Source organism: Burkholderiales bacterium, from assembly GCA_015075645.1.
Taxonomy (GTDB): domain Bacteria; phylum Pseudomonadota; class Gammaproteobacteria; order Burkholderiales; family Casimicrobiaceae; genus VBCG01.
This window is the reverse complement of sequence record JABTUF010000012.1, coordinates 1-22,691: the sequence shown is the minus strand read 5'-3', so window position 1 is coordinate 22,691 and position 22,691 is coordinate 1. Positions and strand designations below refer to the sequence as shown.

Below are 22,691 nucleotides of genomic sequence, written 5' to 3'. Positions count from 1 at the left end.
CCCACAGCAGACGTTGGTGGGTCGGCCTTCAGGCCGACGCCGTTCCTTCGCATCGGCACGGATTCCGTCGGGCTGAAGCCCGACCTACGAAGACACCCCCCGCCCGAACAGCCGCGCGAAGACGCCGCGCGACGGCGGCACGAAGCCCGCGCGCAATGCGGGCACCGGCTCGACCTCGGCGGGCGGAAGGTCGTCGAGGATCGCCTGGGGCCGTCCGACGACGAGGCGTTCGGCCTCCTCGGCCCCCACGAAGCGCTCGGCCGCGCGACGTCCCTCCGCGAGCCTCGGCGCACGATGACGCACGCCGTGCGCGTCGGTCGCGAGGATGTGCACGAGGCCGTCGCGAAGCATCCGTTCGCCCATGCGCCGCGCGGCCTTGCCGAAGCGTCCGGCGAGACTCCCGGCCGTGACCTGCATCCACGCGCCGCCGCGCACGAGTCCGGCGAACGCCGCGTAGTTCGTTTCGATCCACGCGAGCCGCTCGGGGTGCGTGATCACCGGCACGTATCCGGCCGCGACGAACTCGAACACGACCTCCGCGAAGCGCGGCGTCGCCACCGTGTGCGACGGCTCGACCAGCAGGTAGCGGCTGTCGGCGAGCGTCGGCGCGGTCCGTGCCGCGACGCGCGCGAGGAGTTCCGGCGTGAGATGCGCGTCGGCGCCGCAGGTGAGCTTCAACCCGATGCCTTCGTCGTCCAGCCGGCGCTGCAGGTCGGCGACGCGCGCGACGATGCCCTCGCGGTCGTTCTCGTAGAAGCCGGGATAGATGTGCGGCGTGCACGCCGTCGTGCGGATCCCGTCCGCGACCGCGATGCGCGCCATCTCGAGCGACACGTCCATGTCGGTCGCTCCGTCGTCGATGCCCGGCAGCAGGTGGCAATGGAGGTCGATCACGTCGCCGCGCCCGCGACTTCATCCTCCCGTCCGGATCGGGACGTCCGCGCGCGCTCGGTCTCCGGTACGCCCGGATGCAGCAGCACGCCGAAGAGCGCCGCGAACCAGACGGCGTTGCCCGGCATGTGGAGCGAGAAATCGAACACGCTGTGCAGCGCGAGCGGCAGCATGCCGACGCCCGCGGCGAGTTGCAGCAGCGTGAAGCTGCGCCCGCTCGAACGGCGCAGCAGCGAGGCCATCCCCGAGATCCACGCCGCGACGAGGAGCGCCGCGACGAGCGCGCCGGCGATTCCGAGTTCCAGGAACGCCTGCAGGTAGTCGTTGTGCGCGAAGTCGACGTAGCCGCCGAACGCGCCGGCCTGATAGCGCGGGAACACGGTCGCGAAGGTCGACAGTCCGCTGCCGAACGGCAGGAAGTCGACCGCCGCCCCGAGCGTCGCGGCGTAGAGCGCGAAGCGCCCGTCGCCCGAGAGCTCGAGCGCGTCGGGCGCGAAGCGATCGAGCACCGGCGCGAGCCCGATGCCCGCCGCGAGCGCGAATCCAGTGAGCACCAGCGCCACGACGGTCCACCGCGCGCGCCGCACGGAGCCCCGTCCCGGCACCAGCAGCAGCGCCGTCATCGCGAGCCCGACCAGCGCGGTGGCGATGCCCGCGCGCGACGCCGTGAACACGAGTCCCAGCAGCACGACGATCGCGCTCGCGAAGAGCAGCGCGCGCTGCGCGAGCGCGTTGGCGTCGCCGGCGCGGCCCCGCGCCGCCTCGTGCCTTCCGCGGCGCACGCCGTAGACGACGAGCCCGACGATCACCGGCAGCGTCATCGCGAGGAGCGCGGCGAGGTGGTTGCGGTTGACGAACGTGCCGGTGGCCATGCCGCCGCCGTGCGCATTGCCGAAGTTGAGCGGCGAGGACGCGCCGCCGATCACCTGCAGGAGACCCAGCACGCCCTGCAGCCCCGCGCCGACGGCCATCGCCGTGAGCAGCCAGACGACCTGCGCGCTGGCGAGCGAACGCACCGCGACGAGCGCGGCCAGCGGCGGCAGCAGAGCGAGCCACCCGTACTCGGTGGACGACGGATCGATCGAGATCGCGCGCGGCGCGAGCGCGGCGCCCTCCACCGCGAATCGCCCGAGCACGTCCGCGTACGGTGCGTGCCCGGGCAGCGCCTGCCACACCGACACCGGCAGCGGAACGAGCTGCACGAGCGGCCACACGAGGAGGATCGCGATCGCGGCGGTGAGCGTGCGCGGCCGAGGCGAAGCCGCATGCCCGTGGATCCGCCGGAACGCGAGCGCCAGCAGCAATCCGATCGCCACGAGTTCGAGCGCGACGAGCGGCAGCGCGCGGTTGCCCCCGCGATAGAGCGGCGCCGCGAGGACCAACGCCGCGAGCGCCCAAAAAAACGTGGAGCCCGCAGGCTCCACGTCGTCGATCGGCGCGCCGGTCGCGGTCGCGATCAGTTGGGGCTCACCGAATCGCTGGAGTTGTTGCGGAACGTCTCGTAGGTGCCGACGCCCAGCCCGACGCCGATCGCCATGAGCGGCGCGGCCGAGGCGAACGAGGCCGCCGCCACGCCGGTGGCAACCGCCGCCGTCGGCACGATCGTGGCCACTTCGGAGAGGAGGATGCCGCACTCGCCTGCCCGCACGGTGAAGCGCTGGTTCTCGGAGAGCCGGATTGCGCAGCCGACGTCGTAGTTGATCGTCACCTTGCCGCCGGACATCGTGAGCACGCGGGTGCCGGCGGGCACGCGCTGGTCCTTCACCGCGGCGACCATGCCGTCGCCCTGACTCACCATCACGTTGCCCTCGAGATTGGAGAGCCGGGCGATGGTGCCCGCCTGCTGCGCGGCCGCCGGCGTCGCGCCGAGCGCCGCCGTCATCGCGACAATCGTGGCCCAACTCCGCATTTTCATGACATTGGCTCGCTGTTTCGCGCCCGACCGGTCCGGCCCGGCAGCTTTGGGGGCATTATCGCCGATCCCGCCCCCTGCTAGTCAAGGCTCCGGACGCGGAGGCCGTCGAACCACGCGAGGCCCTGGAGCCTGGCCGCAACATTCCCCGGCGTGGCCGCGTCCGCGCGGGGATTGGCGAGTTCGAGCCGGAGCAACTGGACCGGGCAGTCCTTCGGGACCGCGAACGGCTCGTCCCAGGCCTCCCAGGCCGAGGTACCCCGAAACCGGCCGGTCCGGGCGAGCTGGCGCTCTGCCCCACCCGGCGCCGGCACGCAGTAGAGCCCCCATTGGACCCCGAGCCAGGTGTCGAGCCGGTCGACGCGCCCCTGCCCCTCGAAACGATAGCGGCCCGGCGCGAGCATCAGGTGCTGCTGAACCGGCGTCCCGGTCCAGCGCGCGTCGACGAACTCGACCAGGAGCGCCCGCCCGCCGATCGCGCCGCCGGTCGACCGCGCCTCGGCCACGACGCCGTCGCGCCGGGGCGTGGACCAGTCGAACCCGAGATTGGAGATCGGCCAGGCGAAGTCGCCGTTGAACACGTTGCCGACACGCTGGCGCTGTTCGGCCGGCAGGCTGTTGAGCCACGCCTGGTAGGCGCGCGCCCAATGGCCCTCCTGCTCGAGCCGGTCGATCATGCAGCGCCGTTCCGCTTCGCCCGCCTTGCCTGCGGAGGCACGCACGACGAAGACCCGCTCGACCGCGTCGACGTTCTTCGACGACCGGCACGCGTGATCGAAGAACGAGCGCCACCACGCGGGGTTCTCGCGCGCAGCCGCGGCAAACGATTCCGCGTGGCGACCTTCGTCGAGCATCTGCGTGAGCGCGGGCCACAGCTTGACCCATGCCTCGGGATAGAGATCGGCCACGCGTTGCAGCGTCCCAAGGGCGCCGGCCTCGTCGCCGGAACGCAGCGCGAACGCGGCGGACGCGAGGAGCGTCTGCCGGTCGGAGGGCGCGAGCCGCACCGCCTGGGCCATCGCCGCGCGCGCGCCATCGGCGTCGCCCTCGCGCTCGAGCGTCAATGCCAGGACGACGAGCGCGGCGAAGTCGGCCGGCTGCTGCCCGAGCCGCGCGCGCCAGCGGGCGTCGGGCGATGCGCCGGGCACGTCCGGCGCCATCGGACTCGCGAGCGTCGCGAAGCCGCCGTTGCGCCACGCTTCGGCGCCCAGGACGACCGCGCGCCAGGCGAGCACGAGCGCGACGGCGATGGCCGCGACTCCGAGCGCGCGCATCGCACGCGGGTGCGCGTCGATGGTGCCGGCCGGATTCACGGCGCGCCCGGCCGCTGGTCGAGGCGCGTGATCACCAGCCGGCCGTCGCGCCGCACGAGTTCCATGTCGACGCTCAGGCGCTCCTCGTGCTCGCGACCGTCGCGCAGGCCGGTGCGCACCGCGATCTCGCCTTTCGCCTGCGCGGTGTCGCCGACGCGCCGCCAGTTCATGCGGATCACCTGCATCCGCCGCCACTGCGAGCGGCGGAACAGGTCGTCGTACTCGCCGCGGATCGCCGCGCGTCCCTGATGCTGGTTCGCGCGCGCGTCGGCGTCGAACAGCAGCGCGAACGCGTCGGCGCGGCCGCGGTCGTAGGCGTCGACGAACGCTGCGAACAGCAACTCGATCTCGGCATTGGCGGGCGCGCGCAGCGAGGCCTCGGCGAGTGTCGCGGGCGGCGGAGCAGCCACCGCGGGCATCGGTCGCGCAGCAGGCGTGTCGACGCCCGACGCCACGGCGAGGGGCATGGGCGCCGGCGGAGGCGACGCGATCGCGGACGGGGGCGGTGCAACGCCGGGCGGCACGATCGCGATCGTGGACGGCACGGCCGCGGCAACCGCGGAGGGGACCGCGGCCGCCGGGGGTACGGGCGCGGCGACGGACGACCGGACCGGCGGCGCGGCCGCCGCCGGCGGTGGCGCATCCGCAACCGGCGGCGCCGCGGGCGCCGCGCGCGGGGCAATCGACGTTGGTGCCACGGCGACCGTCGACGTGGCGGGCGCGGTGACGGAAGTGGCGGCCGCGGCGCTGACGGACGCGGGCGCATGCACGTTCGGCGCAGGCGATCGGTCCGGTGTCTCCGACTTGTGTTCAGACTGCGCGCGCACCCGCACCGGTGCGGTCGCCGCCGGCGCTGCCGCAACCGACGGCGCGTTCGCCGACACGGACGCGGGCTCGCGCGGTTCGTCGACCGCGAGGCTCGATCTCGTCTGGTCGCGCTTCGCGAGGGCGACGACGGCCGCGACGGCGGGCGGAACGTCGGCGCCAGGCGCCGCGGTTCGCCCCCGCGTGAGCGAAGCGGCATCGCTCTCCCACAGCGCGAATCCCGCGACGACCGCCGAAGCCGCGACGAGCGCACCGAACGCCACGCCGGCGGGATGCGCCCGCACGAAGCCGCCGACGCCGGCGGTCCACCACTCGGGCAGCACCGGCTGCGGCAGCGGCCTGCGCGCGTGGCGCACGGCGCGCGGAAGGTCGCGCGTGCCCGGCATCGCAGCCGCCGCGGCGACCGCGGCCTGCTTCGAAGCACGCTCGCGCTCGACCCGCTCGCGTTCCTCGCGGTCGAACTTCGCCCGGGACTCCGAGCTGCGCAGCAACGTGTAGGCGCGGCTCGCCTGAGCCGCGCACTCGGGCGGCCACGACGCGCCGGTGCCGTGCCGATCCGGGTGCACGAGCTGCATCAGGAGGCGGAAGCGCTCCTTGATCGACTCCGCGGTGGCATCGGGCTCGAGGCCGAGCGTCTGGTAGGGCGTGGCGTCGGGCCGGAAACAGACGTTCTGAAGGTACCCCTTCGCCGCATCGGTGAGCGCGTCGGGACTCGCGTCCTCGAGCGAGGTCTGGCCGAACGCGACCTCGCGCCCCTGCGCGAGCCGCAGCACGACGTCGAAGTCGAGCGTCGGGGCATCCGGACGGCACGCCTCGCCGAGATAGCGCGACGGATCGCGTCGGTAGCGCAGCAGCAGGCGTGCCGTGCGTCCCGCGGACAGGGGCGCGGTCATCACCGACAGGGCGCGGGGAGCGTCCGCGCGCGATTCGAAAGGGCGGGAATGAGATCGGCGTCCGGGGGAGCCGGATCCGGCTCAGTTCGAAAGCCGCGGAGCATCGTTCGTGCTCCTGTAGTAGTAGTAGGCGCTCTCGTAGCCGTAGCGCCCGTCGCGCATGTCGACCTTGGTCATCACCGCGCCGATCGGTGCGACGCTCGCCTGGCGCAGCCGCTTCAGCGCCGCGCGCAGGTGCGCCTTGCGCGTCGATCCGGCGGCGACGACGAACATCATCGCGCCGACCTGGTTCCCGAGCACCAGCGCATCGGCGAGCCCGAGCACCGGCGGCGAATCGAGGATGATCGACGGAAAGCGGTGCTCGAGTTCCGACAGCAGCCCGACCATCTTCGGACCCGACAGGAGTTCGACCGGATTGGGCGGCAGCGGGCCGGCGGGAATCACGTAGAGATTCGGAATCGCAGTGATGCGCACGACGCCGAGCGCCGGGAGGTCGCCCGACAGGTAGTTCGACAGCCCGCGCGAGTTGTCGATGCCGAGCATCGAGTGCAGCGAGGGATTGCGGAGGTCGGCGTCGATCAGCAGCGTCGAATGCCCGATCTGCGCGAAGTTGATCGCGAGCGCGAGCGCGGTCGTCGACTTGCCTTCTCCCGCGCAGGCGGAGGTCACGACGAGCTGGCGCGGCGCACCCTCGCGCGTCGAGAACTGCAGCGCCGTGCGCACCGAACGGTACGCCTCGGCGAAGGTCGAGCGCGCGTCCATGTGCGCCTGCAGCGCGAGCGGCTTGTCCCGCTCGGACTTCTTCGTCTTGACGACCGGGATGACGCCGAGCACCGGCAGGTGCGCGATGCGCTCCATGTCGTCGGGACGCTGCATCGTGTCGTCGAGGTATTCGAGGAAGAACGCGAGCCCCACGCCGAGCATCAGGCCGAGCGCCCCGGCGAGCTGCAGATTGAGCGCGAGGTTCGGCTTGAACGGCGCGAGCGGCGGCTGGGCCGAGTCGACGACGGTCACGTTGTTGGTGCCGACGCCGGCCTCGACGCCGACCTCCTTCAGCCGGTTGAGCAGTCCGTCGTAGAGCGAGCGGTTGGTGTCGACTTCGCGCTTCAGGATCCCGTAGCGGATGCTGCGCCCCTGCAGGTCGAGGATGTCCTTTTTCGCCGCCTCGAGCTTCGCCTGGACGCTCGCCTCCTGCTGCACGGCGACGTTGTAGTCGCCCGCGATCGCGCGGCGGATGATGTCGGTCTCCTCCGCGATCTTCTTGTCCATCTCCTCGATCGCGGCGGCGATCTGCTGCATCTTGGGGAACGCCGGCTTGTAGATGCGCGAGAGGTCCTGGTACTCGACCTGCAGCCTGGTGCGCTGCTCGCGCAGCGCCGCCATCGCCTTGTTGTCGAGCATCTGCGGCGACGAACCGGGGTTCTCCTTGAACTCGCGGTACAGCGCCTCGGCGCGCATCCGGTCCTCGGCCGCCTTGGCGGCCGCCGCGTTGTACGACGCGAGCGTCTGCGAGAGCACGTTCTGCTTCTCGTCGATCGTGATGATCCGCTGCTCGCGCTGGAACTCGACCAGCGCCCGCTCGGACTCCTCGAGCTTCGCCTTGGTCTGCGCGAGCTTCTCCTCGAGGAACGCCTTCGCGTACGACGACGCGTCGAAACGGCGCTCGAGCGAGAGCGCGATGAAGTTCTGCGCGAGCGCGTTGAGCGCGTCGGCCGAGAGCTTCCGGTCGGGCGAGTCGAACAGCACGCGAACGAGCCGGGAATTGCGCACCGGCTCCACGGTCATCGAGCCCATGAACGCGCGCACCGCGGCGGCCTGGGGGTCGGCTGACACGCCGTCGGAGGGCGCGGCGTCCTCCGCGTCCTCGTTCGCGCCTTCGCGCCCGGCGAGCTTCGACCACCACTCCGACCACCACGGCTCGGCCTTCGGCGCCACCTCGGCCGAACGCTGCTTGAGGTCGAGCTGGCGGACGACCCGCTCGGCGAGCGAGCGGCTCTTCAGCAACTCGTACTGCGTTCGGTAGAAGTCGGTGTCGCCGAGCTCCTGCGGCTCGACCGGCGCGCCCTTGAAGTCGACGATCTTGCTCGCCTCGCGCTCGATCTTGAGCGTGATCGACGAGCGGTAGATCGGCGTCGCCATCATCGTGACCACGATCGCGGTCAGGAGCACGATTCCCAGCACCGAGATCACGATCCACTTGCGCTTGACGATGACCCGCCAGAGGTCGCGCAGGTGGATCGACTCGTCGTCCTCGAGCCCGTCGACGATCGACGGCTGGACGTAGGTGGACAGCGCGGTGGACGGCCTGAGCTGGAGCGCCGAGGAGCCCGCGGCCGGCGGGTTCCTCGACGCGTGGTTATCCGGCATGGGCGGTCATCGCGGCAGGTAGTTGAGCGGGTTGAGGATCGTGATCACGTCGCCGAGCACCGAGTCGCGCAGCACGACACGGCTCGCCTCCCGCTTGACGACGACGATGTCCTCGTTCACGAGCTTCGGGTCGGGGATCTCGCCGCCGCGGATCTTGATGAGGTCGAAGGTCAGCGGCCGGCGCTGGCCGGCCTCGAGGCGGAACACCATCACCTCGGTCAGGTCCGGCAGGTTCCCCTGTCCTCCGGCGAGCGCGATCGCCTGCACGAGCGTCGTGTCGCCGCGAATCGGGTAGATGCCCGGCCGCGCGACGGCGCCCTCGACGGTGATCCGCTGGCTCGTGAATTCCTTGATGAATACCGACACCTGCGGGTCCTGCAGGTAGTCCTTCGCGTACAACCCCGCGATCAGCGCCTCCGCCTCCTCGCTGGTGAGACCGCCGACGGTGACGGGACCGATCAGCGGCAACGACACCATGCCGCGCGTGTTCACGCGCACCTCGCGCTTCAGGTTGTCGATCCCGTAGACCTGGATCTCGAGGAGGTCCTGCGCGCCGATCCGGTAGTCGCGCGGGCCGGTCTCGCCGGGCCGCAGCGGCATCGTGTCCGGAGCGTTGCCGGCGATCGGCGCGGGGCCGCTCAACGGGGCGGCGGGGGTCGCCGCGGAGGTCGCAAACCCCGGCGCGTTGGTTGCTTGGGGCGACATGGGCTGCGTCTGGGCCTGCGCTCCCGGCACGGCGAGCGCGAGTGCCAACGACAGCAATGCGACCCATCCCGGGAGCCGTCGGACGGCGCCGCTCGGCAGGTCGAGTTCCCGGATCACGCGAAGCTTCCTCGATCGATGCGGCCTGCGCCGTATGATACGCCAGTCGGGGGCCGCCATGCCCCGGGGCCGTACGTGCGCGGGTCGCCGTTCGAGGCGGCCCGTGCGCCGTTCGTCGCCTCGGGGGCTCGCGGCGCCCGCGTTCCGTTGCAGGTCAGTCTGACGATTTTCGCCGCAACGGGACGAACGGCGTCCGGCTTGAAGCCGGACCGCCCGGAGGCGCCCGCAACCCTCGTGGGTCAGACTTCAGTCTGACGGGGTTCGGAAGGCCGTCCGGCCGGACCCACAAGAGCCCGGAGGCGCCCGCAACCCTCGTAGGTCAGACTTCAGTCTGACGGCGTTCGTCACGACGACGCGAAAGGCGTCCGGCCGGACCTGCGAGGGTGCGGAGACGGTCCGGCTTGAACCGTACCGACGGATCGCAACGGCCCGAGACCGTTAGAATCCCGGGGAACCACCGGCCATCTTCTCCCCCGATGAAGGTCTCCATTCCCGACACGATCCTGTCGACCGAACTCGACGACGAGGGGGTGCTGCTCAACCTCGAGACCGGCGAATACTTCGGCCTCGACGGCGTCGGGCTCGATTTCTGGAAGGCGCTCGCGGCCCACGGCGAGACGACCGCGGCGCGGGCCACGCTCCTCAGTCAGTACGACGTGGCGGAGGACGTGCTCGCCCGCGACCTCGACGAGCTCGTCGCGCGTCTCGCCGAGCGGAAGCTCGTCGTGCTTGCCGATGGGTAGCTGGCGCAAGCTCGCGGGCCTCTCCTGGGCGGACCGACGCCTGCTCGCGCGCGCCGCAGTAATGCTCGCGCACGTCAAGCTCGCCTTGCCATCGACGGCGTTTCGCGCCAAACGGGACCGCGCGGCGATCGCGCGCGATCCCGCCCGCGTCGCCGAGGAACTCGACCGCGCCGCAGCCGTCGCGCGCGTGGTCGCCGTCGCCGCCGCACGCGTCCCCTTCCGCGTCTCGTGCCTGCATCGATCGGTCGTGCTGTGGCGGCTGTTGTCGGCCGAACGAATCGAGTGCGAACTCGAACTCGGGGCGCGCACCGGCGCGGGACCGTTCGAAGCCCACGCCTGGGTCGAATGCCATGGTGTGGCGATCGGCGAGGATCCTCGCCAGCTCGGACGCTACCGCCGGTTCGGCCGTTCGGTCGTCCCGACGCACGGATCCAGTCGCGCACCCGGCGCGGAGGCGCGGCATCCGACGTGATCGCCGGATTCGTCGCGAGGCGCGACAGCGAGCGCGCCCGCCTGTCCATCGAGACCCTGTCGGGAGGACCTCCGGACGACGCCGACCTGTGCGGCCCGCCCGGCGGCACGCTGGTCTGGCTGTCCGGGGCGGCGCGGATGGGCGCGGCGGGAACGGCCCGTCAAGGCGACGTCCGAGCCGTGATCGACGGCCGAATCTTCAACCTGCAGGCGCTCCGTTCCGCCACCGGAACAGGGCCGCGGACCGACGCGCGCGTCGTCGCCGAACTGTGGCGCGACCTGGGCGCGAGACTCCTCGACCGGCTCATTGGCGACTTCGCGTTCGCGCTCTTCGATCCGATCGCACGGGAACTCGTGATCGCCACCGAGCCGCTCGGCCAGTTGCCGCTCTACTACGCCCGATCGGAGGACCGCTCGATGCTCGCGTTCGCCTCCGGAACCCGGGCACTGCGCACGCTCGACTGGGTCGCGAGCGAGCCCGACGACGAGTCGGTCGTCGCGATGCTCCAGAACACCTGCTCGACACCGGACGCGACCTTCTACCGCTCGATCCAGCGCCTGCCGGGGGGACACGTCCTGCGCTGGCGGGACGGCCGACTCGACATCGCACGCTATTGGGGTCCGCGCTTCCCCCCTCCACCGATCCGCAGCGCCGGAGAACTGCTGCAGGCATTCGAGAGCACGCTACGTGCCGCCGTCGCGGACCGGCTCGATCCAGCACGACCGACCGCGATCTTGATGAGCGGCGGCTACGACTCGACGGCGGTCGCGGGCATGGTCTCGGAACTCGCCCGCGATCGGCCGGGCGCCGTCCCCCGGGTCGCGGCGCTCTCCGGCACGTTCGGCGACCTGCCGTGCAACGAAGCGTCGCGCATCGACATCGCGCTGGCCGCGAACGGTCTCACCGGCCTGCGGGTCACGCCTGTGGGGCGGGGGCTGGACGCAGACACCATGCGCCGCCACGTGGCCCGCCACGACCTGCCGCTCGTGAACTTCCAGGCCCCTTTCTTCGGCGACTGCTTCTCCCTCGCGCGCGAGCACGGCTTCGTGACCCTGATGATGGGACTCGGCGGCGACGAACTCACCGTCGACAACGACTGGCACATCGACCTCGCCCGCTCGATCGGCACGTGGCGATTCCCGGCGGCCGTGCGCCGGGTCGCGTCCCTCCGAAACGAGTCGGTCCGGGCGACCGCGCTCGAACTCGCGCGTGCGCTCTGTCCGGAAGCGGTCAAGCGGCCTTACCGCGCCCTGCGCCGCGTGCTGTCGCCGCGTACGCGCGTCCCGGCCGGGGATGGCTGGCTCACCCCCTATGCGCAGGGCGTTGCCGCGCGCCTGGCCGCCCGATCCGCCCCGCCGACCATCGGCTACGGTTCCCACAGTGCCGAGATCCGCTGGCAGGCTGCCGTCAATCCGGCGGTGGAATGGGCGCGCCAGTGGACCCGCGACGAGATGGCCTGCGAGGGGTTCGTGCTCGCGAGCCCGCTGCTCGACCGTCGACTCTTCGAGCTCGTGCTCGGCACCGACGCCAGGTACCTTCCGAGGACCTACGACCATGGGGAGTACAAACCGCTCATCGCCCGCGGACTGCCGTACATGCCCCGCGCCCTTGTCTCAGATCATTGGGAAGTCGAATTCAACAGCTACAATGTCCACGTCCTGCAGCAGAGCTTCGAGGCCATCGAGGGGTGGCTGTTCGGATCGGGGGACTGGTGTTCGGAGCGGTTCGTGAGCCGCGGCCGCGCGCTCGCCTCCCTCACCCGGTTCCGCGAGGCGCCGCTGCATGTACACTACCAGCTCATGACGATCGTCGGACTGGAGACTTGGCTGCGGTCGCTCGCGGCCCGCAGGTGACAGGGAGGTGGCAGGCATGACCCGATACGACCGGCACGATCAGGCCGCCCACGAGGAAGCCGAGTCGGTTGCACCGGCCCCCGGACACAAGCCCTACGCGGCGCCCGGGCTCTTGGACTTCGGTCCGCTCCGCACTCTGACTCAGGGTGGGGCTACGGCCGTGGCAGGCGACATCCTGCCGCACATGCGGAAGATGCGGTGACGAACCGCGCGGCGGCCGCTGTACGGCAGGCCGCCTAGTCCGGTCCGGTTCCGCGTCGCCGGACCTGTCGCCGCGCGGCTGCCGCGACGCACCGTCGCGGGCGACAGCGCGCATGGCCCGATGCTCGTCGAGCACCTCGACTACGTCGCCGATCGGGTGCGTCTCGAGACGTTCCGGGCGGCGATCGAGCGCACGCTGAAACCGGGGGACCGCGTCGCCGATCTGGGTTGCGGCAGCGGCGTCCTCGGCCTCCTTTGCCTCGAGGCCGGCGCATCGCACGTCGACGCGATCGATTCGACCGCGATGATCGAAGTCGCGCGGCGCACGATGGCCGGAGCGGGGCTTGCCGGTCGCTGCACCTTCGTCCAGGAACGCTCGCAGCGCGTCACGCTCCCGGCACCCGTCGACGTCGCGATTTGCGATCACGTCGGTTACTTCGGCTTCGATTACGGAATCGTCGCGATGATGGACGACGCGCGAGGCCGCCTGCTCGCGCCCGGAGGAACGGTGATTCCGCAGCGGATCGGCCTGCGCCTCGCGGCGGTCGAATCCGCCACCGCGCGCGCGAAGGTCGACGGCTGGCACGCGGACCACGTGCCCGCCGAGTTCGGTTGGCTCGCGCGCCACGCCGCGAACCTAAGGCACTCGGCGCGGTTCCGCTCCGACGCGCTGCTCGGCGCGCCGGCGCATCTGGGCGACATCGACCTCTCCCGGGACAGCCCGGGGTTCTTTCGCTGGTCAGCCTCCCTCCCGATCGAACGCGACGGCACGCTGCACGGACTCGCCGGCTGGTTCGACTGCGAACTCGCGCCCGGCGTGTCGATGACCAACTCGCCGCTCTCCGATCGCGCGATCGACCGCCCGCAGGCGTTCCTGCCGGTGGAGGAATCCGTGCCGGTGCATGCGGGCGACGTCGTCCGCGCGAGCGTGATGACCCGTCACGACGACCATCTGATCGCGTGGGTCGTCGAGCTGCCGTCGGGGCGCCGCTACAGTCAATCGACCTGGCCGGGAATGCCCTCGCTCCCCCACGACCTCGTGCGCTCGCGCCCCGACCACGTGCCGCGGCTCACGCGCCCCGCGCGCGCGGCCGCGATCGTGCTCGGCTACTGCGACGGCATGCGCAGCGTGCGCGAGATCGAGCGCACCGTGCTGCGCGATCATCCGAACCTGTTCCCGTCGGAAGGCGAGACCGCGCGATTCGTCGCGCAGGTGCTCGGCCGCGATACCGAGTGACGGTCGAACTGGAGATCGCGGGCACGCGGGAGCCGGCCCTGCTGCCGGCTCCGTTCCACGCCTGGCAGATGCCCGGCGGCGAGTCGTGGACCGAGTTCCACCGCGAGCGCGGCGGCTACCGGCTGCGCTTCCCGCAACTCGCCGACTTCGTCGTGTCGTCGGACGGCCGGCGCGTGCGCTGCGAACCGGCGCTCGAAACGACCGACGCGGTCGTGCAGCAGCTCTACCTGAACCAGGTGCTGCCGCTCGCGCTGTCGAAGCAGGGCAAGCTCGTGTTCCACGCGAGCGCGGTCGAGGTCGACGGCGGCGCGGTCGCCTTCGTCGGCGCCTCGGGACGCGGCAAGTCGACGCTCGCGGCGAGCTTCGCGATCGACGGCCACCGCTTCCTCACCGACGACGGCCTCGTCGTCGAGCGCGCCGCGCGCGGACACCTCGCGCTGCCGAGCCACCCGTCGATCCGACTCTGGGAGGACAGCGCGGAAGCGCTGATCGCGCCGGGCACGCCTTCCGCGCCGCCGCTCTCGTATACGTCGAAGGCGCGGTTCCTCGCCGGCGACCGGCTCGCGTTCTGCGTCGAGCCGCAGCCGCTCCGCCACGTCTATTTCCTTGGCGACGGCAGCGCGGGCGACATCAGCTTCCGTCGCCTCTCCGGTCCCGACGCGATGATCGAGTGGGTGCGCCATTCGTTCCTGCTCGACGTCGAGGAGAAACCGCGGATCGCCTCCCACTTCGACCAGGTCGCCGCGCTCGCGAACGAGCCGATCCACTACGCGCTCGACTACCCGAGACGCTACGACGATCTCGCTGGCGTGCGCGCGGCGATCGTCGCGCATGTGCGGGCAGCGGCGGCGGAATCCTCGTAGGTCGGGCTTCAGCCCGACGGGGTTCGCACAATCCTCGTGGGTCGGGCTTCAGCCCGACACGTACATTTCGCTGCAACCGCGTCGGCCTGAAGGCCGACCTACGTGGGGGTGGTGGGTCGGGCTTCAGCCCGACGGGGTTCGCAGCGTCGATGCGAAAGGCGTTCGGCTGAAGCCGAACCTGCGGGCAAACCGCAGCGCCAGCGCTCCTCCCGGGACGGGCTTCGTCCTGACGCCCTTCCCCGCGCGATAATCGCGACGGTCCGCCCCATGCCTGCCCCCGCCCTCCCGCTCATCTGCGCGCTGCTCCGCGGCGAGTCGCCCGCGTGGCCCTCGGACGCAGGCGCGGATGCGGTGACGGAATTCCTGCGCGAGGCGCGCCACCACGGCGTCACGCCCCTGCTCGACGCCCGATTCCGGGCGATGGGATCCGCGCCGAAAGCGCAGGCCGGCGGACCGGATTCCGTCCTCGCGGGCGCGCACGCGTCGTGGCCCGAGTCGATCCGTACCGCGTGCCGGGAGGATGCGCTCGTGCAGGCGATGACCGAGCATCGGCGGCAGCCGGAACTCGCGCGGGTGCTGTCCGCGCTCGCGGACGCCGGCGTCGACGCACTCGTCTTCAAGGGCGCCGCGCTCGCCCACACGCACTACGCGAACGCCGCGCTGCGCCCGCGCGCCGACACCGACGTCCTCGTGGCCCCGCACGCCCGCGACGCGGCACTCGCCGTCCTGCGCGCGCTCGGCCACCGCCGCACCTGCGGCCCGGCGAGCACCTACGTCGGCTACCAGACCGAGATGACGCGCGTCGACCCGCACGGCGGAGCGTCGAGCATCGATCTCCACTGGCGCCTGTCCAACGCGCAGTCGTTCGCGTGGCTGTTCGATTTCGAGGAACTCGCCGCAGCGTCGCTGCCGGTCGACGCGCTCGGTCCGGGCGCGCGCCGTCCCGGCGACGCGCACGCGCTCGCGATCGCGCTCATGCACCGCGCCGGCAACAACGCGTTCGTCGGGCAGGGCTCCGGCGACCGGCTGATCTGGCTCCACGACTTCCGCCTCCTCGCCGAGGCGATGAGCGACGGCGAGACATCGCGCTTCGTGACGCTCGTTCGCGACAAGCGGATCGCCGCGATCGCCATCGAAGGCTTGCGACGGTGCACCGACGCCCTGCCGTCGACGCGCGTCGATGCGCTGATCGTCGCACTGGAGCGCAGGCCGATGGCCGCGTCGGGCGCGGCGTTCCTGCGCGCGGGGCGCCTTCGCCGCGAGTGGCTCGAGCTTCGCGCCGTCCCGACGGTGCGCACGCGTCTCGCCTACCTCGCCGGTCGCCTGCTGCCGGACGCCGAGTACATGCGCGAGCGCTTCCCCGGTGCGAGCGGAGGCGCGCTGCCGCTGTTGCACGCCCGGCGCTGGCTGGGCCGGCTCGCCCCGCGCGGCCCGGCGCGGGAACGTTGACCCGCGTTCGGCGCCGTGTTCTCCCGGGACCTCCGCACCCTCGCCGCGTTCGCCCGGCCGCACCGCGCCGCGCTCGCGCTGTGCGTGCTGCTGATGCTCGCGGAAACCACCGCCGCACTCGCGGTGCCGTGGCTCGGCGGCGCACTCGCCGGCGCATGGCTCCCGGGCGGCGCCGTCGCGCTCTCCACGACGACGATCCTCGCCGCGATGCTCGCGCTCTTCGCCGTGCAGGCGCTGCTGCGCTTCGCGAACGCGGTCGTGCTCGGCGGCACCGCCGAGCGCATCGCCTCCGAGCTCAAGGTGCGCGTCTACGATCACCTGCAGGCGCTGCCGCTCTCGTTCTTCCACCAGCGGCGCCACGGCGAGACGCTCGCGCTCCTCACGAGCGACGTCTACGTCATCGGCGAGTACCTGGCCGGCACCGCGGTCGCCCTCCTGCCGCTCGCCGCCACGGTCGCCGGTGCGCTCGCGATGATGTTCCGGCTGGAACCGGCGATGGCCGCCCTCGCGATGCTCGCCGTGCCGCTCTTCTATCTCGCGGCCAAGATCGCGGGACGGCGGCTCCGCCCGCTCGCCTCGGAGTTGCAGGAGGAGCACGCCGCGGCGGTGGCGATCGCCGACGAGAACCTCGGCATGCTGCCCGCGATCAAGTCGTTCACGCGCGAGCGTCACGAATCCGCGCGCTACCGCAATCAGGTCGACCGGATCCTGCGGCTCACGACGCGGCAACTGCGCATCCAGGCGGCGCTCGGCCCCGCGCTGCAGTTCGTGGCGGCGGCGGGCATCGTCGCACTGCTGTGGCTCGGCGGAGCACGGGTCACCGGCGGCGCCCTGTCGCCGCAGGAACTCGTGAGCTTCCTGCTCTACGCGATGCTGCTCACGCGACCCGTCGCGGGGCTCGCCGACGTCTACGGCAGCACGCAGACCGCGCGCGGCGCGCTCGCCCGCCTCACGCGCGCGCTCGACGAGAAGCCGGAGCCCGCAGCGGACTCGGGCGCGACGCTCCCCCCGGCGCGCGGCGCGATCGTGTTCGATCAGGTGTCGTTCGCCTATCCCGGCCGCCCGCCCGCGCTCGACGGGCTCGATCTCCGCATCGCCGCCGGCGAGACCGTCGCGATCGTCGGCCCGAACGGCGCGGGCAAGAGCACGCTCGCCCACCTGCTCATGCGACTGCACGAACGCGGCGGCGGCACGATCGCGATCGACGGCCACGACATCGCGACCGTGTCGCTCGAGAGCCTGCGCAGCCAGATCGGCGTCGTGCCGCAGCACGTGCTGCTGTTCAACGCGAGCGTGCGGGACAACATCGCGTACGGACGCGCCGGAGCGACCGACGATGCGATCGAGCGCGCCTCTCGGCTCGCGCGCGCGCACGACTTCGTCGACGCGCTGCCGCACGGCTACGACACGATCGTCGGCGACCGCGGCGTGCGCCTGTCCGGCGGCCAGCAGCAGCGGCTCGCGCTCGCCCGCGCGCTCCTCAAGGATCCGCCGATCCTCATCCTCGACGAGGCCACCGCGATGTTCGATCCGCAGGGCGAGATCGAATTCCTCGAAGCTTCGCGTGAGGCGCTCGCCGGCAGGACGGTGCTCCTGATCACCCACCGGCCCGCGAGCCTCGCCGTCGCGCAGCGCGTCCTGCGCATGGAGAACGGCCGGATCGCGTAGGTCGGGCTTCAGGCGGACAGGCGCGTCTCCGTGGGTCGGGCTTCAGCCCGACGCGCCGGTCCATGTCGGCCTGAAGGCCGACCTACGGGATGGGCTGTGGGTCGGGCTTCAGCCCGACGGGCGCCTCTCCGTGGGTCGGGCTTCAGCCCGACGCGCCGGTCCATGTCGGCCTGAAGGCCGACCCACCGGAAGCACCACGTCGGCCTGAAGGCCGACCCACAGGTCATTGCCGCCACTTCCGCGCGGCGTAGTACCCGAGCTTGATGATCTCCTGCAGCACGAATTGTCCCGAGCGCTCGACGCGCCACCACTCGCCGGGCCGCCACCAGTCGGGCTGCGACGCGACGAGCACATACTCGAGCCCGGTGCCCCCGAACGCGTCGGCGTACATCCACGACAACCGCCGCATGTGCGGCGGATCGCTCACCACGAGGATCGTGCGCCAGCCCTCCCTGCGCATCAGGTCGCGCAGGAGCACCGCCTCGGTGTAGCTGTTGTACGGCTCCGCCTCGAATCGCATCGCCGAACGCGGCACGCCGCCCGCTTCGAGCATCTCGATGCGCCAGTTGAGTTCCGCCGGCACCGGCGCGACGCCGCGCTCGAGACCGGTCACGACGAACAGCGGCGCGTAACCTTCGCGGTAGAGCGCCATCGCACGCAGCGCGCGCTCGCCCTCCTCGTCCCCGCCCAGAACCGCGATCGCGTCGGCATGGCGCGGCGCCTCTCCCGGCGCCTCGAGCCAGTAGCCGACGCGCCATGCGGCGATCGTCCCCGCTCCCGCGACCAGCAGCGCGGTCACGAGCAGCGTCAGCAGCACGCAGCGCAGCGTGCGCATCATCGCGTGCCGCGTCCGGGGTTCGAAAATCGCGGCATCAAGTGCGTGTGACGGCGCTGTGCGCCGCGGTTCCAGTTGGATTCACAATCGCCGTCTACCGTCATTGCGATGAATTTCGGCATCCTCGGTGTCGGCCTGAAGGCCGACCTACCAATCGCCCCATGTCGGCCTGAAGGCCGACCTACCAATCGCCCCATGTCGGCCTGAAGGCCGACCTACCAATCGCCCCATGTCGGCCTGAAGGCCGACCCACAACCCCCGCTGTGGGTCGGGCTTCAGCCCGACTAGGATGCGGCATTCTCACCTTCGATCGGGCTTCGGCCCGACGCACTTGCGCCTCAACCCGCCTCATCTACCCATGCCGGTCTCGATGCCGGCATCCAGTCCTGCTCCTGTTTCCCCTGCGCACTCCCGCGACGACGGCTGTCCTTGCGCGTCGCGGTTGTTGTAGATACAATAACCGATGCGCCTCACCTTCGACCCGGCGAAGCGGGCACGACGCTCGCCGAACGGGGCCTGGACTTCGAGGATGCCGCGATCGTGTTCGCGGGCACCACGGTCGAGTTCGAGGACAGGCGCAGAAACTACGGCGAGCCTCGAATCGTCTGCTACGGCTTGCTGGCCGGCCGCCTCGTTTTGATCGGCTACACGCTGCGGGGAGCGGCCCGCCATGTATTCAGCATGCGAAAGGCAAACCATCGTGAGAAAGCCCGCCTCGCGCCGTACTTTGAAGTCTGACCTTGCGAAGGTCGATGCCCACAGGATTCGGGCGCACGAGTACAAGGAACTCCCGGCGCTAACCGAGGAAGCCCTGTCGCGCGCGGTGGTCAACAAGGGAGGCCGGCCGCGATCGGAGAATCCGCGCAAGCTGATCTCCATCCGACTTCCGGTCGATGTGATCGAGCGATGGAGAGCAACCGGGCCGGGCTGGCAGACGCGCATGGCCGAACGCCTGAGCAAGATGCGCTGATCCGGGTCTGCGCTCGCGCGTCCCCTTCTGTGGGTCGGCCTTCGGGCCGACAAGGATGCAGCATTCCCGCGGTGGGTCGGCCTTCAGGCCGACGGTGTTCGAGCATGCGAAGGAAAGGCGTCGGGCTGAAGCTCGACCCACAGAGGCTGAAGCCCGCCCCACGGGTGTGATAGCTTCGAGTCCGCCCGCACGCACCGCCACCGCATGTCGCCCCGTCTCCGCACCGCCTCGCCATGCCGCGCACCGCGCTGATCACCGGCGTCACGGGCCAGGACGGCGCCTACCTCGCCGAACTGCTCCTCGGCAAGGGCTACGAGGTACACGGCCTCAAGCGCCGCACCTCGCTCTTCAACACCGACCGCATCGACCATCTCTACGAGGCGCCGGACGTCGCCAACCGCCGCTTCATCCTGCACCACGGCGACCTGACCGACTCGTCGAGCCTCACGCACGTCCTCGAGAAGGTCCAGCCGGACGAGGTCTACAACCTCGGCGCGCAGAGCCACGTCGCGGTTTCGTTCGAGGAGCCCGAGTACACCGCGAACTCCGACGCGCTGGGCCCGCTGCGATTGCTCGAGGCGATCCGCATCCTCGGGCTGCGCGAGCGGACCCGCTTCTACCAGGCCTCGACCTCAGAGATGTTCGGCCGCGTGCGCGAGACGCCGCAGCGGGAGACCACGCCGTTCCATCCGCGTTCGCCCTACGGCGTCGCCAAGCTCTACGGTTACTGGATCACGGTGAACTACCGCGAGGCCTACGGCCTCTACGCGTGCAACGGCATCCTGTTCAACCACGAGTCGCCGATCCGCGGCGAGACCTTCGTCACGAGGAAGGTCACCCGCGCGCTCGCGCGCATCGTGCTGGGGCTCGAGGAGTGCCTGTGGCTCGGCAACCTCGACGCGCGCCGCGACTGGGGCCACGCGCGCGATTACGTGCGCGCGATGTGGCTGATGCTCCAGCAACCGCAGCCGCAGGATCTCGTCATCGCGACCGGCGAGCAGCGCAGCGTGCGCGAGTTCGTCACCGCCGCCGCGGCGGAACTCGGCGTCGCGCTCGCGTGGGAAGGCTCCGGCGCCGACGAGGTCGCGCGCGTCTCACGGCTCGACCCCGCGGCCGCCACCGGCCTTCGCCCCGGCCAGACGATCGTGCGCGTCGACCGCCGCTACCTGCGGCCGGCCGAAGTCGACACATTGCTCGGCGACGCGAGCGTCGCGCGCGAGCGGCTCGGATGGGCGCCCGAGGTGAGCTTCGCGCAACTCGTCTCCGAGATGGTGCGCGAGGACTTCAGGATCGCCCAGCGCGACGACCTCGTCCGCCGCCACGGCCACGCCGTCCCCGACCGCCGCGAAGGATGACGCCCGACACGCGGATCTTCGTCGCCGGCCACCGCGGGCTCGCGGGCTCCGCGCTGCTGCGCGTGCTGCGCGCGGGCGGCTACCGCAACCTCGTCACGCGCACCCGCGACGAACTCGACCTGACCGACGCGGCCGCGACCGCGCGGTTCATGCGGGACGAGCGGCCCGAGGTGGTCTTCCTCGCCGCCGCGAAGGTCGGCGGCATCGTCGCCAACGCCACGCTGCCGGCCGAGTTCGTCCGCGAGAACCTCGCCATCCAGACCAACGTGATCCACGAGGCGTGGCGATCCGGCGTGAGGCGCCTGCTGTTCCTCGGCTCGTCGTGCATCTATCCGCGCGACTGCCCGCAGCCGATCCGCGAGGAGTTCCTGCTGACCGGCCCGCTCGAGCCCACGAACCGACCCTACGCGATCGCCAAGATCGCGGGCATCGAGATGTGCTGGTCGTACAACCGGCAGTACGGCACGCGCTACCTGTGCGCGATGCCGACGAACCTGTACGGCCCCGGCGACAACTACGACCTCCGCACGAGCCACGTCCTGCCGGCGATGATCCGCAAGTTCCACGAGGCGAAGGTGCGCGGCGACGTCGAGGTGCCGCTGTGGGGCACCGGCGCGCCGCGCCGCGAGTTCCTCTGCAGCGACGACATGGCCGAGGCGTGCGTCCACCTGATGGCGCTGCCGGCCGAGACGATCGCGCCGATGCTCGACGCAAGCGCGCCGCCGCTCGTCAATGTCGGATGCGGATCGGACCTGTCGATCCGCGAACTGAGCGAGGTCGTGCGCTCGGTCGTCGGCGGCGATGCGAAGGTCCGCTGGGACACCTCGAAGCCCGACGGCACGCCGCAGAAGCTCCTCGACACCACGAAGCTCGCGCGCCTCGGCTGGCGTCCGCGCATCGAACTGCGCGAGGGCATTCGCCGCGCGTACGACGATTTCCTGCGGGGGTCGGCGGTGTCGGCCTGAAGGCCGACCCACCACTGCGCATTGTCGGCCTGAAGGCCGACCCACCACCCTCCCCCGTGGGTCGGGCTTTAGCCCGACACGCGACGCACCTGTAGGTCGGGCTTCAGCCCGACGCCTTTCCTTCCCCCCTCGGCTCAAGCTCGAAAGCCGTCGGACGGACGTCCAATTCACCGACGTCGTCGCCGTCGATGCCGGCCGGCCTTCGAACGCCCGAGTCGGATCCCTCGGACCTCCGGCCGATGGCGAGGCCCATCCTCCTCCGCGACACTGTCGCAACGCTCGGAACGGCCGGATCCTGCGCCGCGTTGCTCTGCGGACGCCGACCGACGAGCGGGAACGCTGCGGCGCTTGCATGAGCTCAACCTTGTCCCATCCTCGCATCCCGACTCCGGGCACGCCGTCTCCCGCGTCGGCATTTGCCCGTTGTAGCTTCTACTGCTACTATCGTAGCCATGAACGCTACATCTCGCCGGGCCGGCGCGGCGTCCCTCCTGTTCCCCGCCGCCTACCGGCGGAAGGTCCTTTCGCTGCTTCTGCTGAACCCGGAGCGGCGCCTGCACGTGCGCGAGATCGCCCGCCTGACCGGCACGACCGCCGGGACGCTGAACAAGGAGCTGAGGCGCCTGCAGGTGGCCGGCCTGCTCGAGAGCGAGCGCGTCGGCAACCAGGTCCGGTACTCGGCCAACCGCGGTCACCCGATCTATCCGGAACTGGCCGGCATTCTGCGCAAGAGCGTAGGACTTGCGGACGTCCTGATCGAGGCGCTCGCGCCGCTCGCCGACCGCATCGAGGCCGCGTTCGTCTTCGGCTCGATGGCGCGGGGCACCGAATCCGCGGACAGCGACATCGACCTCCTTATCGTCGGCGCGGTGGACTTCGGCTCCGTCGTCGACGCGCTGCAGGCGGCCCAGCAGCAACTCGGGCGCGACATCAATCCGAAGGTCTATTCGTTGCGTGAATGGAAGTCCATGCTGCGGTCCGGGGACAGCTTCGCCGTCGAGGTCATGGCCCGACCTCGAATCCCGCTGATCGGCAGCGATGACGAGCCTGCGAAACC

At 71.3% G+C, this 22,691-nt stretch carries 19 protein-coding genes and 1 pseudogene; 12 read left to right on the top strand and 8 right to left on the bottom strand.

What is annotated here, in order from left to right; genetic code table 11:
• Positions 1 to 84 precede the first annotated feature (84 nt).
• The 7 genes from HS109_20695 to HS109_20665 all read right to left on the bottom strand — a co-directional run bounded on the left by HS109_20695 (position 85) and on the right by HS109_20665 (position 8,843).
• Positions 85 to 894, bottom strand: a complete 810-nt coding sequence (locus HS109_20695; protein ID MBE7524766.1) for a capsular biosynthesis protein — start codon at positions 892 to 894, stop codon at positions 85 to 87.
• Positions 891 to 2,315, bottom strand: coding sequence for an O-antigen ligase family protein (locus tag HS109_20690; GenBank protein MBE7524765.1), 1,425 nt, complete (start codon positions 2,313 to 2,315; stop codon positions 891 to 893). Before HS109_20690 ends, HS109_20695 begins: the two co-directional genes overlap by 4 nt.
• 32 nt (positions 2,316 to 2,347) lie before the next feature.
• On the bottom strand, positions 2,348 to 2,773 hold the full coding sequence (locus HS109_20685) for a hypothetical protein (GenBank protein ID MBE7524764.1): 426 nt from the start codon (positions 2,771 to 2,773) through the stop codon (positions 2,348 to 2,350).
• Positions 2,774 to 2,883: 110 nt separating this feature from the next.
• Positions 2,884 to 4,077, bottom strand: a complete 1,194-nt coding sequence (locus HS109_20680) for a hypothetical protein (GenBank protein MBE7524763.1) — start codon at positions 4,075 to 4,077, stop codon at positions 2,884 to 2,886.
• A gap of 35 nt (positions 4,078 to 4,112) precedes the next feature.
• Entirely contained in the window at positions 4,113 to 5,834 is a 1,722-nt protein-coding gene (locus HS109_20675) for a DnaJ domain-containing protein (GenBank protein MBE7524762.1), read from the bottom strand.
• Positions 5,835 to 5,915: 81 nt separating this feature from the next.
• Positions 5,916 to 8,201 carry a polysaccharide biosynthesis tyrosine autokinase gene (locus HS109_20670; protein MBE7524761.1) on the bottom strand — a complete coding sequence of 762 codons (2,286 nt, stop codon included), beginning with the start codon at positions 8,199 to 8,201 and terminating at the stop codon, positions 5,916 to 5,918.
• A gap of 6 nt (positions 8,202 to 8,207) precedes the next feature.
• Positions 8,208 to 8,843 (bottom strand): polysaccharide export protein, encoded by a 636-nt coding sequence (locus HS109_20665; protein MBE7524760.1) that lies wholly within the window; start codon positions 8,841 to 8,843, stop codon positions 8,208 to 8,210.
• Between the two features lie 656 nt (positions 8,844 to 9,499).
• On the opposite strand from HS109_20665, the gene HS109_20660 reads away from it, so the two are divergent.
• The 7 genes from HS109_20660 (at position 9,500) to HS109_20630 (ending at position 17,509) form a co-directional block, all read left to right on the top strand.
• On the top strand, positions 9,500 to 9,766 hold the full coding sequence (locus HS109_20660; GenBank protein MBE7524759.1) for a PqqD family protein: 267 nt from the start codon (positions 9,500 to 9,502) through the stop codon (positions 9,764 to 9,766).
• Positions 9,759 to 10,238 carry a lasso peptide biosynthesis B2 protein gene (locus HS109_20655; protein ID MBE7524758.1) on the top strand — a complete coding sequence of 160 codons (480 nt, stop codon included), beginning with the start codon at positions 9,759 to 9,761 and terminating at the stop codon, positions 10,236 to 10,238. The genes HS109_20660 and HS109_20655 overlap by 8 nt, the downstream gene beginning before the upstream one ends.
• Positions 10,235 to 12,091, top strand: a complete 1,857-nt coding sequence (locus HS109_20650) for a hypothetical protein (protein MBE7524757.1) — start codon at positions 10,235 to 10,237, stop codon at positions 12,089 to 12,091. Before HS109_20655 ends, HS109_20650 begins: the two co-directional genes overlap by 4 nt.
• Before the next feature lie 322 nt (positions 12,092 to 12,413).
• On the top strand, positions 12,414 to 13,529 hold the full coding sequence (locus HS109_20645) for a class I SAM-dependent methyltransferase (GenBank protein MBE7524756.1): 1,116 nt from the start codon (positions 12,414 to 12,416) through the stop codon (positions 13,527 to 13,529).
• Positions 13,526 to 14,392: a hypothetical protein gene (locus HS109_20640; GenBank protein ID MBE7524755.1), complete on the top strand. Its 867-nt coding sequence runs from the start codon at positions 13,526 to 13,528 to the stop codon at positions 14,390 to 14,392. Before HS109_20645 ends, HS109_20640 begins: the two co-directional genes overlap by 4 nt.
• Positions 14,393 to 14,659: 267 nt before the next feature.
• The gene (locus tag HS109_20635; protein ID MBE7524754.1) at positions 14,660 to 15,841 is read left to right on the top strand and encodes a nucleotidyltransferase family protein; all 1,182 of its coding nucleotides are present in this window, start codon (positions 14,660 to 14,662) and stop codon (positions 15,839 to 15,841) included.
• Between the two features lie 15 nt (positions 15,842 to 15,856).
• Positions 15,857 to 17,509 carry an ABC transporter ATP-binding protein gene (locus HS109_20630; protein MBE7524753.1) on the top strand — a complete coding sequence of 551 codons (1,653 nt, stop codon included), beginning with the start codon at positions 15,857 to 15,859 and terminating at the stop codon, positions 17,507 to 17,509.
• 223 nt (positions 17,510 to 17,732) lie between these two features.
• Here HS109_20630 and HS109_20625 read toward each other — a convergent pair whose 3' ends face one another.
• Complete coding sequence (locus HS109_20625; protein ID MBE7524752.1) at positions 17,733 to 18,344, bottom strand: YdcF family protein; 612 nt, start codon at positions 18,342 to 18,344, stop codon at positions 17,733 to 17,735.
• Positions 18,345 to 18,807: 463 nt separating this feature from the next.
• Here HS109_20625 and HS109_20620 point away from each other — a divergent pair.
• From HS109_20620 to HS109_20600, 5 genes and pseudogenes are all read left to right on the top strand, one after another.
• Positions 18,808 to 19,082: pseudogene (locus HS109_20620) on the top strand (BrnT family toxin).
• Entirely contained in the window at positions 19,015 to 19,314 is a 300-nt protein-coding gene (locus tag HS109_20615) for a BrnA antitoxin family protein (protein MBE7524751.1), read from the top strand. Before HS109_20620 ends, HS109_20615 begins: the two are co-directional and overlap by 68 nt.
• Before the next feature lie 233 nt (positions 19,315 to 19,547).
• Positions 19,548 to 20,669, top strand: coding sequence for a GDP-mannose 4,6-dehydratase (gene gmd / locus HS109_20610; GenBank protein ID MBE7524750.1), 1,122 nt, complete (start codon positions 19,548 to 19,550; stop codon positions 20,667 to 20,669).
• Positions 20,666 to 21,634 (top strand): GDP-L-fucose synthase, encoded by a 969-nt coding sequence (locus tag HS109_20605; protein MBE7524749.1) that lies wholly within the window; start codon positions 20,666 to 20,668, stop codon positions 21,632 to 21,634. Before gmd ends, HS109_20605 begins: the two co-directional genes overlap by 4 nt.
• Before the next feature lie 452 nt (positions 21,635 to 22,086).
• A partial coding sequence (locus HS109_20600) for a nucleotidyltransferase domain-containing protein (GenBank protein ID MBE7524748.1) occupies positions 22,087 to 22,691 on the top strand: 605 nt, incomplete at its 3' end.

What these genes read in the sequence shown, in the direction of transcription:
- HS109_20660 (MBE7524759.1), top strand. Translation starts at nt 9,500, where the DNA reads ATGAAGGTCTCCATTCCCGACACGATCCTGTCGACCGAACTCGACGAC.
- HS109_20670 (MBE7524761.1), bottom strand. Translation starts at nt 8,201, where the DNA reads ATGCCGGATAACCACGCGTCGAGGAACCCGCCGGCCGCGGGCTCCTCG.
- gmd (MBE7524750.1), top strand. Translation starts at nt 19,548, where the DNA reads ATGCCGCGCACCGCGCTGATCACCGGCGTCACGGGCCAGGACGGCGCC.
- HS109_20655 (MBE7524758.1), top strand. Translation starts at nt 9,759, where the DNA reads ATGGGTAGCTGGCGCAAGCTCGCGGGCCTCTCCTGGGCGGACCGACGC.
- HS109_20680 (MBE7524763.1), bottom strand. Translation starts at nt 4,077, where the DNA reads ATGCGCGCGCTCGGAGTCGCGGCCATCGCCGTCGCGCTCGTGCTCGCC.
- HS109_20675 (MBE7524762.1), bottom strand. Translation starts at nt 5,834, where the DNA reads ATGACCGCGCCCCTGTCCGCGGGACGCACGGCACGCCTGCTGCTGCGC.
- HS109_20685 (MBE7524764.1), bottom strand. Translation starts at nt 2,773, where the DNA reads ATGACGGCGGCGCTCGGCGCGACGCCGGCGGCCGCGCAGCAGGCGGGC.
- HS109_20605 (MBE7524749.1), top strand. Translation starts at nt 20,666, where the DNA reads ATGACGCCCGACACGCGGATCTTCGTCGCCGGCCACCGCGGGCTCGCG.
- HS109_20635 (MBE7524754.1), top strand. Translation starts at nt 14,660, where the DNA reads ATGCCTGCCCCCGCCCTCCCGCTCATCTGCGCGCTGCTCCGCGGCGAG.
- HS109_20615 (MBE7524751.1), top strand. Translation starts at nt 19,015, where the DNA reads ATGTATTCAGCATGCGAAAGGCAAACCATCGTGAGAAAGCCCGCCTCG.
- HS109_20625 (MBE7524752.1), bottom strand. Translation starts at nt 18,344, where the DNA reads ATGCGCACGCTGCGCTGCGTGCTGCTGACGCTGCTCGTGACCGCGCTG.
- HS109_20645 (MBE7524756.1), top strand. Translation starts at nt 12,414, where the DNA reads ATGCTCGTCGAGCACCTCGACTACGTCGCCGATCGGGTGCGTCTCGAG.